Origin of the sequence: Microbacterium sp., assembly GCF_041641055.1 — a bacterium.
Classification (GTDB): domain Bacteria; phylum Actinomycetota; class Actinomycetes; order Actinomycetales; family Microbacteriaceae; genus Microbacterium.
Genome location: NZ_JBEPZB010000003.1, coordinates 173,033 through 188,529, shown reverse-complemented (window position 1 = coordinate 188,529; position 15,497 = coordinate 173,033). Strand labels below are relative to the sequence as shown.

General features: G+C 66.0%; 18 protein-coding genes and 2 tRNA genes. 11 read left to right on the top strand and 9 right to left on the bottom strand.

Annotation, left to right across the window (positions count from 1 at the left end):
• Positions 1–27: 27 nt before the first annotated feature.
• From dinB to ACESK8_RS03415, 3 genes are read left to right on the top strand one after another with little or no spacing between them, the layout of a single operon-like run.
• Positions 28–1,284, top strand: a complete 1,257-nt coding sequence (gene dinB / locus ACESK8_RS03425) for a DNA polymerase IV (RefSeq protein WP_372967261.1) — start codon at positions 28–30, stop codon at positions 1,282–1,284.
• A gap of 37 nt (positions 1,285–1,321) precedes the next feature.
• Positions 1,322–1,639, top strand: a complete 318-nt coding sequence (locus ACESK8_RS03420) for a hypothetical protein (RefSeq protein WP_372967260.1) — start codon at positions 1,322–1,324, stop codon at positions 1,637–1,639.
• Positions 1,623–2,204, top strand: coding sequence for a hypothetical protein (locus ACESK8_RS03415; protein ID WP_372967259.1), 582 nt, complete (start codon positions 1,623–1,625; stop codon positions 2,202–2,204). Before ACESK8_RS03420 ends, ACESK8_RS03415 begins: the two co-directional genes overlap by 17 nt.
• Before the next feature lie 3 nt (positions 2,205–2,207).
• On the opposite strand, the gene ACESK8_RS03410 is transcribed toward ACESK8_RS03415, so the two are convergent.
• The 7 genes from ACESK8_RS03410 to orn all read right to left on the bottom strand — a co-directional run bounded on the left by ACESK8_RS03410 (position 2,208) and on the right by orn (position 6,971).
• Entirely contained in the window at positions 2,208–2,684 is a 477-nt protein-coding gene (locus ACESK8_RS03410; RefSeq protein WP_372967258.1) for a DUF2017 family protein, read from the bottom strand.
• Positions 2,685–2,694: 10 nt separating this feature from the next.
• Positions 2,695–2,994, bottom strand: a complete 300-nt coding sequence (gene clpS, locus ACESK8_RS03405) for an ATP-dependent Clp protease adapter ClpS (protein WP_372967257.1) — start codon at positions 2,992–2,994, stop codon at positions 2,695–2,697.
• Positions 2,991–3,338: a metallopeptidase family protein gene (locus tag ACESK8_RS03400; RefSeq protein ID WP_060925902.1), complete on the bottom strand. Its 348-nt coding sequence runs from the start codon at positions 3,336–3,338 to the stop codon at positions 2,991–2,993. The genes clpS and ACESK8_RS03400 overlap by 4 nt, the downstream gene beginning before the upstream one ends.
• Before the next feature lie 35 nt (positions 3,339–3,373).
• Entirely contained in the window at positions 3,374–4,003 is a 630-nt protein-coding gene (locus tag ACESK8_RS03395) for a LysE family transporter (RefSeq protein ID WP_372967256.1), read from the bottom strand.
• 42 nt (positions 4,004–4,045) lie between these two features.
• A complete protein-coding gene (locus ACESK8_RS03390) occupies positions 4,046–6,124 on the bottom strand; it encodes a heavy metal translocating P-type ATPase (RefSeq protein WP_372967255.1) in 2,079 nt (692 codons plus the stop codon).
• Positions 6,125–6,233: 109 nt separating this feature from the next.
• A tRNA-His gene (locus ACESK8_RS03385) sits at positions 6,234–6,309 on the bottom strand.
• A 35-nt stretch (positions 6,310–6,344) separates the two neighbouring features.
• Positions 6,345–6,971 carry an oligoribonuclease gene (orn, locus tag ACESK8_RS03380; protein WP_060925904.1) on the bottom strand — a complete coding sequence of 209 codons (627 nt, stop codon included), beginning with the start codon at positions 6,969–6,971 and terminating at the stop codon, positions 6,345–6,347.
• Between the two features lie 58 nt (positions 6,972–7,029).
• On the opposite strand from orn, the gene ACESK8_RS03375 reads away from it, so the two are divergent.
• Positions 7,030–7,102 (top strand) — tRNA-Arg (locus ACESK8_RS03375).
• A 23-nt stretch (positions 7,103–7,125) separates the two neighbouring features.
• Here the strand turns inward: ACESK8_RS03375 and ACESK8_RS03370 are convergent.
• A complete protein-coding gene (locus ACESK8_RS03370) occupies positions 7,126–7,395 on the bottom strand; it encodes a hypothetical protein (protein WP_372967254.1) in 270 nt (89 codons plus the stop codon).
• A 206-nt stretch (positions 7,396–7,601) separates the two neighbouring features.
• On the opposite strand from ACESK8_RS03370, the gene ACESK8_RS03365 reads away from it, so the two are divergent.
• From ACESK8_RS03365 to ACESK8_RS03355, 3 genes are all read left to right on the top strand, one after another.
• A complete protein-coding gene (locus ACESK8_RS03365) occupies positions 7,602–8,153 on the top strand; it encodes a single-stranded DNA-binding protein (protein WP_372967253.1) in 552 nt (183 codons plus the stop codon).
• A 70-nt stretch (positions 8,154–8,223) separates the two neighbouring features.
• Positions 8,224–8,721, top strand: coding sequence for a hypothetical protein (locus ACESK8_RS03360; RefSeq protein ID WP_372967252.1), 498 nt, complete (start codon positions 8,224–8,226; stop codon positions 8,719–8,721).
• Positions 8,722–9,179: 458 nt separating this feature from the next.
• Complete coding sequence (locus ACESK8_RS03355; RefSeq protein WP_372967251.1) at positions 9,180–10,463, top strand: hypothetical protein; 1,284 nt, start codon at positions 9,180–9,182, stop codon at positions 10,461–10,463.
• A gap of 1,204 nt (positions 10,464–11,667) precedes the next feature.
• Here ACESK8_RS03355 and ACESK8_RS03350 read toward each other — a convergent pair.
• Positions 11,668–12,243: an HIRAN domain-containing protein gene (locus ACESK8_RS03350; RefSeq protein ID WP_372967250.1), complete on the bottom strand. Its 576-nt coding sequence runs from the start codon at positions 12,241–12,243 to the stop codon at positions 11,668–11,670.
• A gap of 586 nt (positions 12,244–12,829) precedes the next feature.
• On the opposite strand from ACESK8_RS03350, the gene ACESK8_RS03345 reads away from it, so the two are divergent.
• The 4 genes from ACESK8_RS03345 (at position 12,830) to ACESK8_RS03330 (ending at position 15,456) form a co-directional block, all read left to right on the top strand.
• Positions 12,830–13,516, top strand: coding sequence for a hypothetical protein (locus ACESK8_RS03345; RefSeq protein ID WP_372967249.1), 687 nt, complete (start codon positions 12,830–12,832; stop codon positions 13,514–13,516).
• Between the two features lie 181 nt (positions 13,517–13,697).
• A complete protein-coding gene (locus ACESK8_RS03340; protein WP_372967248.1) occupies positions 13,698–14,255 on the top strand; it encodes a hypothetical protein in 558 nt (185 codons plus the stop codon).
• 620 nt (positions 14,256–14,875) lie between these two features.
• Entirely contained in the window at positions 14,876–15,157 is a 282-nt protein-coding gene (locus ACESK8_RS03335) for a hypothetical protein (RefSeq protein ID WP_372967247.1), read from the top strand.
• 71 nt (positions 15,158–15,228) lie between these two features.
• Positions 15,229–15,456, top strand: a complete 228-nt coding sequence (locus tag ACESK8_RS03330; RefSeq protein WP_372967246.1) for a hypothetical protein — start codon at positions 15,229–15,231, stop codon at positions 15,454–15,456.
• The last annotated feature ends 41 nt before the right edge of the window (positions 15,457–15,497 follow it).

Sequence of the window (15,497 nt, the reverse complement as noted above, 5' to 3'; positions counted from 1 at the left end):
GTCTGAGGCCGGGGGGACAATGGACTCATGGGACACGGTGACGGCAGAGGGCGCATCGTCTCGTCCGCCGATGCCGACGACACCGGCACCAGCATCCTGCATGTCGACATGGATGCGTTCTACGCGGCCGTCGAGGTGCTCGACGACCCGAGCCTGCGTGGACTCCCGCTGATCATCGGATCGCCCGACGGCCGGTCCGTGGTCTCGAGCGCCTCGTACGAGGCGCGGCGCTACGGGGTGCGTGCCGCGATGCCGGTCTCGCAGGCGATGCGCCTGTGCCCGTCGGCGCGGATCGTCCCTCCGCACTTCCATCGCTACCACGAGGTCTCCCGACAGGTGATGGCGATCTTCGAGTCGTTCACGCCTCTCGTCGAGCCGCTGTCGGTCGATGAGGCGTTCCTCGACGTCCGTGGGGTGCGGCGACTGTGGGGGAGTCCTGCCCGGATCGCGCAGCTCGTGCGCGAGCGGGTGCAGGACGAGGTCGGGATCACCTGCAGCGTCGGAGTGGCCGCGACCAAGCACGTGGCGAAGATGGCGTCGACCATCTCGAAGCCGGACGGGATGCTCGTCATCCCGGCATCCGACACTCAGGCGTTCCTCGACCCGCGACCGGTGCGCGCGATGTGGGGTGTCGGTCCGAAGGCGGCCGAGGCGTTGGAGGGACGCGGCATCCGGACCATCCGCGACATCCGCACCTCGTCGCGCGAGATGCTCGATCGCGCCGTCGGGCCGGCGCTCAGTGCGCGGCTCACGGAGCTCGCCCGGGGCGAGGATCCCCGGGCGGTCGAGACGGAGCGGGTCGAGAAGAGCATCGGTCACGAGGAGACCTTCGACACCGACGTGACCGACCGCACCTTCCTCCGCGCGGAGCTTCTGCGTCTCGCCGACCGCGTCGCTGCGCGGCTGCGCAGAGCGGAGTGGGAGACCGCGACCGTGGCCATCAAGATCCGTTTCGACGACTTCCGCACACTCAGCCGCTCCCAGACGCTCCCCGAGCCGACAGCCGTGGGGCAGCGGATCGGCGAGGCCGCCCAGGCGCTGTTCGACCAGATCGACCGGCGCGACCCGGTGCGACTCGTCGGAGTCCGCGCCGAGAAGTTGCGCCCCGCGGGTGGCGGGGGCTTCGGGCTGTGGGACGACGACGAGGACTGGCGACGGGTGGAGGGCGCGGTGGACGACGCCGTCGCGCGGTTCGGCACAGCGACGATCAGCCGAGCCAGGCACATCGGCCGGGGCGAGGGGCGGGGCGCTGCACGGCATCCGAAAGCGCACGGACTGGATTGACCCGTCCCACGCACGTTTCCTGGACTACCGTGGAGCCATGGCCAACATTGCATTGGAACTCGGAAAGCAGGCCGCGTCGTTCGGCGTGAAGAGCGCCTACGGAGAGCCGCAGGACGTCGACGGCGTGAGCATCACGCCGGTCGCCTTCACCTACTCGGGCTTCGGCGGCGGAAGCGGCGAGGGAGCGGAAGGCGGGGGCGGCGGAGGTGTGTCCGTGCCCGTCGGCGTGTACGTGCGTCGCGAGGAGGGGCTGCGGTTCGAGCCGAACATCGTCACGCTGCTCGTGGTCGCGGTTCCGTTCGTCTGGGTGGCCGGGCGAGCACTCTCCCGCATCATCCGTGCCCTCAAGAAGTGAGGATCCCGTCGCGGCAGCGCTCGAACGCGCCGCGACGCTGATCGTCGACGACGTCCACGCCCTCGCTGCAGCCAACCCCGTCGTGCTGATCGACGGGCGCAGCGGAGCCGGCAAGACGTCGCTCGCCCGGATGCTCGTCGAGCGCTGGCCGATCGCCGGCCGTGTGCAGTCGATCGCGCTCGACTCGATCTACCCCGGATGGGACGGCCTGCACGACGGCGTCGAACGGGCTCTGGACGGCATCCTCCGTCCGCATGGACGGGGCCTGCTCGGGTACTGGCGGCGCTGGGATTGGGAGCGGGGCGCAGAGGCCGAGGTCCATGCGGTGGATCCTGCCCTGGGTGTGATCCTGGAGGGCAGCGGAGTGCTGACGCCGGCGACGGCGAAGATCGCGGACGTGCGGATCTGGCTCGAATCCGCCGAGGACGGACGCAAGGCACGCGCGCTGAAGCGCGACGGAGACACCTACCGCCCGCACTGGGATCGCTGGGCTCGACAGGAGAGCGATCACCTGCTGCGCGACCAGCCGCAGGCTCTGGCGACCAGGGTGATCGACGTCCCCTGAGGGTCAGAACGCCTGATCAGCGGCGTCGATGAGCAGTTCGAGGCGATATCCGAGCCAGTCGTAGACGCCGTATCTCGCGTCGTCCTCGTCACGGTCGTCGTCGTCCTCGATCCCCAGGCGCGACGCGATGATCAATCGGAGCGCAGTGAGGGTCCGCAGCCATGCGTCGATGTCCGGCAGGGGGATGGTGATCTCGTGCTCTGCGAAAGCCTCATCCTGGGACATCGAGGTGAGGTCGCCGCGCAACGGAGCGAGGGCGGCCCGTACGACATCGGCGTCGTGCGCACGCCGATCGAGCAGATCGTCCCGCGTCGCATCCTGGAAGGCCTTCGCGGCATCGTCGTCCTGCGGATAGGCGTCAGGTACCAGACGTCCGATCGCAGGATCGCTGAGGTCGCGATCCGCCCCGACCAGCTCACGGAAGTCATCGACGAGCTGGGCGAGCTGAGCACCCTCGGCCCGGGCCAGGTTCAGCTGCACGACGTCTCCGTCATCGACCGCTCCTGCGCACCGTCGCCCAGAGGCCGTAGTCGTGCATGGCCTGCGCATGGACCTCCATGGTCTCGCGCGGGCCGGTGGCGACGATCGCGTGTCCCTCGTGGTGCACGGCACGCATCAGCTGCGTGGCCCGTTCCAGCGAATAGCCGAAGTACGTGCGGAAGACGCGGACGACATAGCTCATCAGGTTCACCGGGTCGTTCCATACGACCACCTCCCACGGCTCGAGCGGGGCCGCGGTCAGATCGGTGGCCTCGTCGAGATCGATGTCGGGAGAGGCGAGGGGAGTCATGCCCACCCCAGTTCGTGCAACTGTCGGTCGTCGATGCCGTAGAAGTGGGCGATCTCATGCACGAGGGTGGTGTGCACCTCGTCGCGCAGCTCATCGTCGCTCTCGCAGGCGGCGAGATGCGGCTCGCGGTAGACGACGATGCGATCCGGCAGCTCGCCGGTCCCGTACTGGGTTCGTTCTGTGAGGGCGAGGCCGTCGTACAGACCCAGAAGATCGAGACTGCCGTCTTCGGGGCGATCCTCGACGACGAAGACCACGTTGTCGAGCCCGTCGACCATCTCGTCGGGCAGCCGGTCGAGCTCGTCGATCACGAGCTCCTCGAATGCTGCTGAATCCATCTCCATCGCTACCAGCCTATTGCCGCGACGCGGTGCCCGCGTCAGTGGAGGAAGACGAGCAGGCCGGCGACGGCGATGAACAGGACGCCGAACACGCTGTTCAGCGTCCGCTGTCCCCTCGCCGATCGGGTGAGGCTGCGGAACGGGCGTGCCGCCGCGGCGAAGAAGCCCCACATCACGACGATGTCGACCACGATCACCGTCGCGATGAGCGTCAGGTATTGGGGGAGCTGCGGCTGGTCGAGGCGGATGAACTGGGGGATGAACGCGAGGAAGAAGACGATGGCCTTCGGGTTGAGGAGATTCACCCAGAAGCCGCGCCGGATCATCGACCAGTGGCCCTCGTGGAGGTCGATCGTCGTCTCGTCGTCGCTGCCGGTCGTGACCGGTTTCGACAGGATGAGTCGGATGCCGAGGAAGACGAGGTACGCAGCGCCGGCGTAGCGGATCGCGTTGAACAGCAGCTCTGAGCGGGAGACGATCAGTCCGAGCCCGGCCGCCACGATGGCGACGTGCACGATCAGGGCGAGCTGCTGGCCGATGATGCCCCAGATCGAGCGTCGCCATCCCTGACTGAGGGCGTTCGACATGGTGTTGATCGCTCCGGCACCGGGGGTGAAGCTGATGACCACGCAGGCGGCGAGGAGGGGGAACCAGACGGCGAGCGGCACCACGCAATCCTATGGCTGTCCGCTCGCCGTCTGACGCCGCACTCAGACGAGCGACTCCGGACGCAGATCGATTCGGCGCAGGAGCTGCGCGTTGAGTGCGACGACGATCGTCGACAGCGACATGAGAATCGCACCCACCGACATCGGGAGGACGAAGCCCACCGGCGCGAGGATCCCCGCGGCCAGGGGGACGGAGAGCAGGTTGTATCCGGCAGCCCACCAGAGATTCTGCGTCATCTTGCGATAGCTCGATCGTGAGAGCTCGATGACCGACAGGACCGTGCGTGGGTCGTCACTCGCGAGTATCACCCCGGCCGAGGCGATCGCCACATCGGTTCCGGCTCCGATCGCAAGCCCGACATCGGCCTGCGCGAGTGCGGGCGCGTCGTTCACTCCGTCACCGACCATCGCGACCGTGCGCCCTTCCGCCTGCAGCGACTGGACGCGCGAGGCCTTGTCTTCGGGACGGACGCCGGCGAACACTCTGTCGATCCCGAGCTGTGCGGCGACCGATTCGGCGACGGCCGCAGCATCGCCGGTGACCATCACGACCTCGATCCCGCGGGAATGGAGCGCTCTCACCGCGTCTGAGGACTCGGGGCGCACCTCGTCGGCCAGGCGGAGCGCCCCGACGACGCGGTCGTCGACGACGACATGCAGGATGATCGCGCCTTCGGCGCGCCATGCATCCGCGATGGGCAGCTCGGATCCCGAGATACCCGCAAGCAGGCGCGGACCCCCCACACTCACCCGACGACCCTCCACGGTGGCGCTGACGCCGATGGCGGGGGAGGAGCTGAAGTCGGTCGCCGTCGGGACCGTGAGTTCGCGCGACGCGGCGTGCGCCACGATCGCCTTCGCGAGCGGATGCTCGGAATCCGTCTCGGCCGCGGCAGCGAGGGCCAGCAGCGCGTCCGGATCGATGCCCTCCTCCGCCTCGATCGCGGTCACCGTCGGGGCGCCCTTCGTCAGCGTTCCGGTCTTGTCGAAGAGCACGGTGTCGACGGTGCGCATCGTCTCGAGCGACAGGCGATCCTTCACCAGCACACCGGCTCGCGCTGCCCGCTCGGTCGCGATCGAGACGACGAGGGGAATGGCCAGCCCGAGGGCATGCGGGCAGGCGATCACGAGCACGGTGATCGTACGCACGACCGCTTCATCGGGCATGCCCACGAGAGACCACACGATCGCCGTGACGACGGCTGCACCGAGGGCGAACCAGAAGAGCCACGCGGCGGCGCGATCGGCGATCCGCTGCGCCCGGGAGGAGGATGCCTGGGCATCGGCGACGAGCTTGCGGATACCCGCGAGAGCCGTGTCGGATCCGACGGCGGTGACCGCGACCCGCAGACCCGAATCCGTCGCCACCGTGCCCGCGACGACCACATCGCCCACGGAGCGCCGAACGGTCCTGGACTCACCGGTGATCATCGACTCGTCGAGGTTCGCCGTACCTGTGACGATCCGTCCGTCGGCGGGCAGTCGTCCGCCAGGGCGGACGACGACCACATCCCCGACGTGGAGATCGGCGGGGGAGACGAGGACGGTCTCGCCGTGCTCGACCCGCTCCGCTTCGTCGGGGAGCAGTGCGGCGAGCGAATCGAGCGCGGACGTGGTCTGCGCCAGGGACCGCATCTCGATCCAGTGTCCGAGGAGCATGATGACGATCAGCAGTGCCAGCTCCCACCAGAACTCCAGCTCGTGATGGAGCAGCCCGAGGCTCGCTCCCCACGATGCGAGGAAGGCGACGCTGATGGCGAGGGCGATCAGCAGCATCATCCCGGGCTTGCGGCTGCGCAGTTCGCTCACGGCTCCGGAGAGGAATGGGGCTCCTCCCCAGATGAACATGACCGATCCGAGTGCGGGAGAGATCCATCGCGCCCACCCCGCCACCTCGTAGCCCAGGATCATGGCGAACATCGGCGAGGTTAGGACGACCGGGACCGCGACGACGAGCATGATCCAGAACAGGCGCCGGAACTGACCTGTGTGGCCCGCATGCCCGGCGTGGTCTGCATGCTCGGTGTGGCCTGCATGCGCCGAGTGGGCTGATGACGCGGCGTGGGGCTCATGCGCGTGCTCGGCCTGCTCGTGACGATGTGCGTTATCGGGGATGGTCATGATGACGCTCCTTCTGTGGTGTCACAGATCGTCAACATAGTACCCCCTGGGGGTATTCCGAACAGGGAAAACACAGAAGGTCCGAGTCTTTCGACTCGGACCTTCTGATTGGGGTGAGTAACGGGACTCGAACCCGCGACATCCGGCACCACAAGCCAGCGCTCTACCAGCTGAGCTATACCCACCATGTGCCGACGTGATCGGCAACCAGACGAGTCTATTACATGTTCGGAGTGAACTCTGACACGGTGCGGGCAGCGATGTCGCGGGCGTCGTCGCTGGAGGGCCCTGGTTCGTCGACGAAGACCGCCTCGCGGTAGTACCGGAGCTCGCGGATCGACTCCAGGATGTCGGCCAGAGCGCGGTGGCCGCCGTCCTTCGCCGGCGCCTGGAAGAACACTCGCGGGTACCACCGGCGTGACAGCTCTTTGATGCTCGAGACATCGACGTTGCGGTAGTGGAGCCACTGATCGACCTGGGGCATGTACTTGGCGAGGAACATCCGATCGGTGCCGATCGTGTTGCCGGCAAGCGGTGCTTTGCGCTCGAGCGGTACGAAACGTCGGATGTACTCGAGCGTCTGTGCCTCTGCGTCGGCGAGCGAGACGCCTTCGGGGATCTCGGTGATCAGCCCCGAGGTCTCATGCATCTTCGTCACGAAGTCGTTCATGTGCGCGAGGGCCTCGTCGCTCGCGCGGATCACCACCTGGAACCCGGGATCGATCGGTCGAAGCTCGAAGTCCGTGATGACGACTGCGATCTCGACGAGCTCGTCGACAGAGAGATCGAGACCGGTCATCTCACAGTCGATCCAGACGAGGCGGTCGTTCTCTGAGGCAGATACCATGTCGTCATCCTATCGACGGCTCCGACATCCGAACCGGCGCGGTACGGTAGATCTGTGCGCCTCCGTAGCTCAGGGGATAGAGCAGGAGCCTTCTAATCTCTTGGTCGCAGGTTCGAATCCTGCCGGGGGCACGAGGCCTCAGGGCGGGATACGGTCACCCAGCGCGAAGCGCGGCGATAGCGTCATCCGCTCTCCAGAAGTCGCCGACGAGGCGGAAAGCCGCCGTGGCGAGATGCAGCCGCTCAGCGCGATAGCGGATACCGAGCGGGTCGGGGATGAGTCGCAGGTGGCCGAGGACCCGGCCTCGTGCGTCCTGCACGCGCCAGAGGTGGGACGAGGCTCGGACGAGATGCTCTTTCGCCGTCGACAGCCGAGGCGTTGCATAAGGGACCTCAGGCGAGGACGTGATCAGGGTGTCGGACATCGAATCTCCTTTCGTGATTCGAACGTATGACCTACCACCGACATTCGCTCCGGACTGTTCGTGACGGCAGCACCCTGAGTTCTCCTGCACATCGAGGCTCCCGTCGGAGTTCTGCAGAGTCTCCGTGTTCGCGTTCCTTCTCGCACCCGTCGAGCGCGCACTCTTGAGCAATCCGGACGGATGCTCCGGGCACTCGAGGAGAGAACATGCACGATCTAGTGACCATCGTCGGCAACGTCGCCACCGATCCCACTCAGGGACGCACGGCGAGCGGGGTGCCGGTGACCAACTTCCGTCTCGCGAGCACGCATCGCCGATTCGACGACGCCAGCCAGACCTGGATCGACGTGTCCACGAACTGGTATTCGGTGGCGGCATTCCGCCAGCTCGCCGAGCATGCGAAGGTCTCGCTGCGCTCGGGGGACAGCGTGATCGTGACAGGACGGATGAGGATCCGGGCGTGGGAGAACAACGGCAAGCAGGGGACCAGCGTCGACATCGACGCGGATGCGATCGGCCACGACCTGCGATGGGGCACCACGGCGTATCGACGCACTCCTCGTGCGGCCGGCGCGGAGCCGCCGCGGCGGACGGAACGGTCCTCCCCTTCCGCAGCCGATCCGGACCCTTCCGCACTCGACTCGGGGCACTCTGACGACGTCCCTGAGATCGAGACTCCGTGGGCACATATCGACCCCTCCGACTCGTCCTCCGAACCGTTCGCAGACGCGCACGGTCTGCCGACTTCGGTGTCCTGAAGACCGGCCGCAAGGCCATGGCGGCGGCGGCGGTCGCGACGGATCGGGGGCGCGCCCGTAGACTCGACGCGTGCTTCGACGTTCGGTCTCCTCCGTGACGCGCGCGGCTGTGGCCGCGGCCGCCGGCGCATCGCTCGTTCTCCTGCTCTCTGCCTGCGGTCCCACCGAGCCGCCCTCGCCGGATCCGACGGAGAGCGCTCCGTCGCCGTCTCCCTCTGCGACAGCGTCGGCACCTACCTACGTTCCGGACGGAACTGCGGACGACAACCTTCCGCTGTTCGCAGCGGTCACGGCGAAGGTGTGGTCGTCGGATCAGAAAGTCGCTGGGCGCGCGTACATCGACGCCCTGGTCGCGGCGGGATTCGACCGTTCCGCGATGCAGGTGACGCAGGACGTGTCAACGGTCGGCAACCCCGCCGAGAGCATTCAATTCTCTGTGCGGTGGGGAGACGACGAGTGCCTGGTCGGGCAGGTCGGTCCGTCGACGGGACAGCCGGTGACTGTCGTACTGCCCCAGTTGGCGGAGGGGCGTTGCCTCGTCGGGGAGACCAGGGCGATCGACTGGTGACGGCTCGCTCCGCTCTGTGAGACCACCTGTTCCCTGACCGCCTGCTCTCTCAGGTCGCTTCGAAGGTGCGGGCTGCTGAGGCCGGTAGGCTGGAGTGTCGATCTTCGACGCCAACAGAAGGAGCGGTTTTCGGTGGCTGAGTACATCTGTCTAGACCTATCCCAATATTCTCCCGGCTGACCTCGCAACTCCTCGTGCCCGCTCTTCGACCCATGGCCACGCCGGTGGCTCGATACGTCCGGCTTGAATATCGCAGAAGCGCATTATGTATGTGGGGCAGCGCTACTCGGTCGCGCTTCTGGTGGCTGAAGATGTCGAAACCGCTAGGGCGACTTTGCGAGCAACTGCTAGTCAGAGGGGCCCGTGGCTCCCCAGCTGGTCCTGGGCCGGATCGGCACGCGGGCGGTGCAGCGGATGACTGTCCCGTCAAAGTGTTGTCGCTTCGCTAGTCTTCGACCATGGGAAAACCTCCGAAAGGGCCGACCGTCGATGCGCTGGAAGAATTGCGATCGCATGCCGAGGAATGCGGTCTTGCTGCCACGGTGGTTTCGGAAGGTGAAGACTCTGAGGACGGTATCGATCGCTGGATCGAGATCGAGTTCCGCAACGGGCCGTCAAAACGGCGGCTGTTGTTCTACGAGGACGATGCACCCGTCTTGAGTCGACATGCCCTCGACAAGGTGTTTTTCATTGGGGACTACCTCGCGTGGGCAGATGAGGCGTCGCAGTCTATTGAGGCACTCGTCATTCAAAGCGCTCCCGGCGGTCTGTCCCGTAGCCCGCAACTCACGCGAATCCCTGGCGCCACGCTCGTATACGATGAGGAGCCCGATGACCGTCGGAGCTTCGTCAAAGATGCCACGCTCGAAGTCGCGCGGGATGGTCATCGGCTGCTGTTGACCTCGGCCTCGGAGTTGGGGCGCTTGCTGATCGGTCGAATGAACAGCAGATCGAAGGTCCTCCGCATCGAGGGATACACAGTTGATCGGCACGACACGACGATCCAACTGCTGGAACGACTTTCCGGGTCCTTCTTCTTCGACATTGATGTCCTGTATGGGGTGTCGATGACACTCCGCAGAAAGCGAGCGAGCCGCGGGCGCGCCGCTCAGAGCAGGTCGACAAAGAAGCCTGAGTTTCCGCGTAGCGAGTACGCGTCTGAAGCGCTCGCCCTATACCAATACGGCCGCTCCGCGTACGGGCTTCCGCTGCTTGAGTTTCTTGCTTACTACCAGTCGATCGAGTTTTTCTTCCCTGCCTTTGCTCATGCTGAAACCTCCGCTGCCTTGCGAACCGAGCTGATGAACCCCCGATTCAACCCGTCGAGCGACAACGACCTCTCGCGCTTGATCCAGCTCGCCGCTCCTGCTGTCCGCGCCGGTGTGGGGGAGCGCGAACAGCTCAAGGCGACGTTGAGAGCCGCGACCACACGTGAGGGCCTGCGAGAGGCCATCACGCGTATCGAAGCGTCTGGCGACAAGAGCCTCGTATCGAAGGGCGGTGGAGTGAAAGGGACCGTACCGTTGCGCGCGGACAATGAAGATATTCGTGAGCAGGTTGCTGAGCGCATCTATGTCATTCGGTGCCGCATCGTGCACACGAAGCAGGACGGCGGCCCGCAGGGTGAGGAGCTTCTGCTCCCGACTAGCGAAGAAGCCACGAAGCTTGCGGGTGACACCGCGCTGCTGCGATATGTGGCTCAACAGGCCATATTCAGCCAAGGCGCGCGGCGAAACGACTGAAGATACCTCGTGGTTGATTCGGTGCGGTGCGGTGCGGTGCGGTGCGCATAGCTCAGCGCTGCCACGCACTGGGAACTCCACCGCAGCGTCTGCCGCGTGTTGAGCATCACCACTTGGGCGATCACTGGCCTGAGTGCTGAAGCCACAGCCAACAGTAAGTAGATGGCCGGGCGAAGTGGCGACAACCTGGCGGAGGGTGGGCACAATGAGTGCTCAAGGGCGCAGGTTCGACGCGTCTTGAGCGCCGCCGGTCGGGGCCGTATTTGGTCTGACTAACGGCGCAAGAAATTATGCAGTCCGCCGCGGATCAGCGGTCTCGGAGTTTCCGCTGTTGGATCTGTGCGCGAATGTACTTGGTCGCTCCCCATAAGCCGTTTCGGGCGGCGGCGGGGTTGGTTCGATGAGCATGATGGACGAGATCATGGCAGGGCGGGCAGACAGGGACAAGGTCCATGAGGCGCTCCGCGCCCAGGTTCTTGTATGTGCGGTGGTGCAGATGCATCCCCGGTCTGCGAGGAGCATCGCAGACGTAGCACTCCTTGGGGAGAGCGGATGCCCAGTAGCGTGCGCGCACCTCGGCCCAGGCCCGCGAGTTGATGTACTCGCGGTATCCGGCGCGGGAGACCGTCCCTCGGCCCGGGATGCCCAACGTTCAGCCTTCCCAGTGAGCGCGAACGTGTGCGGCGTGTTGAGCTCGCACCGTTTCGTTAGCCGCGAGGGTGCGTCGTACCTTCTCCGGGTCGATGGCGAGGCGCAGCGCGTCGAAGCGGCTGTAATCGTCAAGCCCTGGAGTCTTGCTGTGCTCGACGGGGTCGAAGCGTTGAGCCCATCTCGTGCCATCCAGCGAGGCCCATGCAGCCCCGACGGACGAGGGCCAGACCGATGGTTGCTCTTCTAGTATGGCCGTCGCCTGAGTCCGCAGGTATGAGACTAGGAGCAGACAAGCGCCGCACGCCGGGGCGTTCGCCGTCGCCCTCTCATTCGCTTCATGTTCGTCCACCGTCGGGAAGGTCGAGCGGGGCCCGGACTCCGCACGTCGATCGCAGAGCGAGCGGCCATCGGGCATCCAGACGTGGACGGTCTTGGGGTCCTGGTTAGGCATGGCCAGATGCTATCTCGACGCTCAGACGTCGGGAGCTCTTGGGCCGTTCCAAAACAGCAAGAGGCCCCCACCTCGGACGAATCCAGGTGGGGGCCATGGGGCTCAGACGGTGCGGTAGAGGTGTCGGAGTATGTCGGAAGGTGCTGAGATGACCTTCGCGGGGTCGGTCGAAATGACCACAGCTTGCAAGGGCTCGCCCGCGTCAAGGCGTTTCGCCAGGCTCCGGGCCGTGCCCTTGTTGTAGTGACCAAGCATCTCTCCGCCGACGTGAATCGCCACGGCGTTGGGGTCGTGGGGGTTATCAGGCTCGCGCACGAGTGCGGCGGGCCCGAGTTTCGCCCTGCCGGTGTAGTAGTGCGTGCCGCGAACCTTGACCCCGAAGATACCGAGTCGACGTAGATAACGGTTGTCGACGTTGATGAGCTTGCCTGTCGTGTCCTCGGCTAGCCATAGTGCTCCAACATGGCGCACGAGGTGTAGCGGAGGTAGGCCATCGGCGCGGGGAACGAGTAGCTCCGCTTGCCGTTCCGTGGGGAGGTAGACGCTCTCGTATCCCTCTGGCGGAGCAGCGACAAGCTCCGAGCGGTAGGTCACGACGGGGCGACGCTGTGCGGGGGCCTCACCTGGACTCACGGACGCGATGCCCAGTACCTCGCGAATCGAGTTGAGTAGACCCATGCGGTCATCCTAGGGTTTAGCGCGAGTCCGTCACGCGGCAACTTCTCGCCGGAGACTGGCGACCGGGGCCTGGTGGTAGTCGAGAGCCTCGGAGCGGGCCGTCGCGGCTCGGTCGAGAGAAGCTGTGGCGGCGTCGATGACAGCAGCGAGGGGAGGACCTGAGCTCGCACAGCTAGGCGCGGGGGGCAGTTGCAAGCGCGCCCGTAGGGTCGCTAACGCCGAGCGGGGTCGTCATACGTGCGCCGGGGGACTTCGCCCACTGAGCAGACGAGCTCGCTCGCTCGGAGGAGGTCGACGAGGCGGAGGACGCTGGCGGCGTGGGCGGTAGCCATGTCGCGGAGCGCGTGGGCGGTAGCCATGTCGCGGAGCGCGTGGTCGGCGGCGATCATCGGTCGATCCCGCGAGTGTGCTGAGCGCCTACGCCGTCCTCGATGAGGTAGCCGACCTCACGTCCGTGCGTGTCGCGAGCGACGAGAACAGTGGTCGTCGGGCTGACAAAAACCTCACCGAGAGGGACCGCGACGGGTCGCTGGTAAAGATAGGCGTGGTTCGCAACGAAGGTCAAGGAGACTCCTAGGATCGGGGGGTGGATGATGCAGGATTTGTTGCCGGGCTTTTTTCTGGACTCGCGGTATGGGCCGTCAGCGGCGTTGTGCTCGCCTTCGTCGCCGTCGTACGACAGAGACGAGCCCGCCGCCGCGAAATCATCTCGCTCGTGAACAGGGCCCACGCCGTGATGTTCAGCGCGATGGGCGAGCGCCTCTTCGACGAGGCATGGATCGCAAACTCCGATCGCCCACTGCGTGAGGTGAAGAAGCAGTACGACGATCTGACGGCCCAAGCACTGAACCTTTTCGAGCCCGCTGAGAGCGACGTGGCCTTTTGGTGCGCGGTCGAGTTGTACGCCGGATGGCGCTCGCCACTGCACGGGATCATGGAGGCGGGTCTGCCGCGAGAAGCGAGTAAGGACGGAATGCGGATCGTGGACCCGGGATCGATGTGGCAACCGTGGGATCTTCCGCGAGTGGAGCTCTTGGCAGAGTGGGCCAACGTGACTTGGCCCTGGGACTACGGATCTCGCAGAGGCCCTGCGTACGGGACACTGGGGTCGCCGGGCGACAGAGCACGGCACGAACTTGTGCCGCCTAACTCCGACGTCAACGGAGACATGCTTACGGCGTATGCGAACTTGCTCACGCCGCCCAACTGGGAGCCATCGCCGCGCCGTGCTCGCGAACTCAGAAAGATGTTCCCGCCGGCTGTGGAGGCGTGACAGCTCGGACTCTCAGGAAGCTCCAGGCGGGCAACCCTGGAACTCGCGCGGACAGGGAGACGCTATGCCTCTCCGGGACGTCGTCGGTGGGGGTAGGGGGAGAGCCCCCCAGGGTCTGCGGCAACGGCGGACGCGGAGCGTCGAATGCGCGCCCGCCGATACCGTCGCTACGTTGAGCAACATGGCCCGCACAGTCCCGCATGTCCACGCCGACGTCATTGATGTTTCAAATCGTGTGATGAGGTATCGCCGGGCTCCCGAGTCGGAACAACTCAGCGCCATCGCCGAACTCACGCGGCGGCGCGTGGCCTTCTCAGGGACGTTCGCGGCTACCGTGGCGGCGCTCGTCGTGGCGTCTCTCGTCGGCGTGGTTGCGGCGTATACCTCGTACCTCTCGCTCGCGGCGCAGTCAGTAGCCGCCGGGCGCGAGGATGCTATAGCGCTCTCGGAATCATTTCGAGAGATGGGCGCGGGGAACCAGTCTGCGGATGCCCTGGAGCTCGCGACCCAAGCCACGCGCCTCCTGGCGGATACGGCGGAACTGGTGCCGGGCAGTCTTGTGATCTTGGCGTGCGCGACGATCCTGACTCTCATGTGGGCCTGGTGGCGCACTCGCCGAGCGAGCATCGCAGGCGCGTGGCTCGCGGTGTACGCGATGGAGCCGGAGCTCGCCGGGGATACGCCGGCTCAGGTCGTCGAGGGTCGAGGGCTGTGGTCGCGCCTCGCTCGTCGGAGGTGAGCGTCGCATAGGTGATCGGGCCGCCCGCGCCGGCAGAGGCGACGAGGGCGGTGTCTGCCGCTCGTCCAAGGACACTGAAGCGGAGCGGCAGGGTTGGCGTGCGCCCGGCGCTCACGCGGGTACACAGTCCGCTGAGCGCTCATCGCGCGGACCCCCCAAGGATCGCCGGATGCTCACCCCACCGCGGTTCTTACTCCCTGAGTGCACTCTCGTGGGTGGAAAGGAGAACGCCGACGGAGCTCACTGGCGCACCGGCCACGGCGCGGCAATGAGGAAGGCTGGCTAGACGCCCGTGAGCGTCGCCACGAGTCAGGGGTGCCAGACCGTCTTGCGCTTGCCGGGCACCCGCAGAGCTCCCGGCATTCGGCGCGCGGACTTCGGAAGGGACGGAGAGGCCGACTCGCCCGGGCGCTGGCGGCGGTCGTGCTGAATCGCAGCCTGTATAACGCGGCGTGCTCGATTCTTCTTCTGAAACATGGGGGCCTTTCGCACCATGTGAGCAGGCAGAGGAAAACAGCGAGCTATGCGCATACGATGGCAGACGCTATGCCGCTCCGGGCTTTCGTCGGTGGGGGTAGGGGGAGTCACCCCCCCCCAGGGGGTCTGACATACTCATCCGCATGAGCGAACAACCACTGATGATCGTTGACCCGACTCAAGCATCGGGAGTGACCAGCGCAGAACTCGAGAACATACGCGGGACCGTGACCTTGAGCACGATCATCGAGGTCATCGATGAAGCTGGAACGCTCGCGGCGAACGCCCCGAGCATGGGCCAAGAGGAACTCGCCGGAGCAGTTGCCGCGCTCGCCGATCAGGTGCGCCAGCTTGCGGGCGAGGTCTACCAGATCGCGCGTGGGGCTCAGCACGCACGCCTCTTGGTGGACATCGGCGACGACTAGAGAGTGCCCGCTGAGAGGGCTTGCGTCCTCGTTTATTGCTGACGTTCGACGACGCGCACTATGTTCAGCGCATGGGACTCTCAGACGACTTAGACGCCTTCCTCGGCGATGCTGGCGACGATGCGGCGCGCGACATGCACGAGCAGATGGCTCAGGGGGTCGCGCAACAGCTGCGTGAGGCAGGGCAAGACACCGCCGATGACGTCGAGCTCGTGCCCGAGACGGACTCGGATGACCCCGCCTACGACATCGACGTTGAGTGGGTGCGGCGAAGGGCCAACGAGCTTTTGAAGGAGTGAGGATCGCCCGCGCCGACGGTCTCGCCTCACAGGCGGGGAAA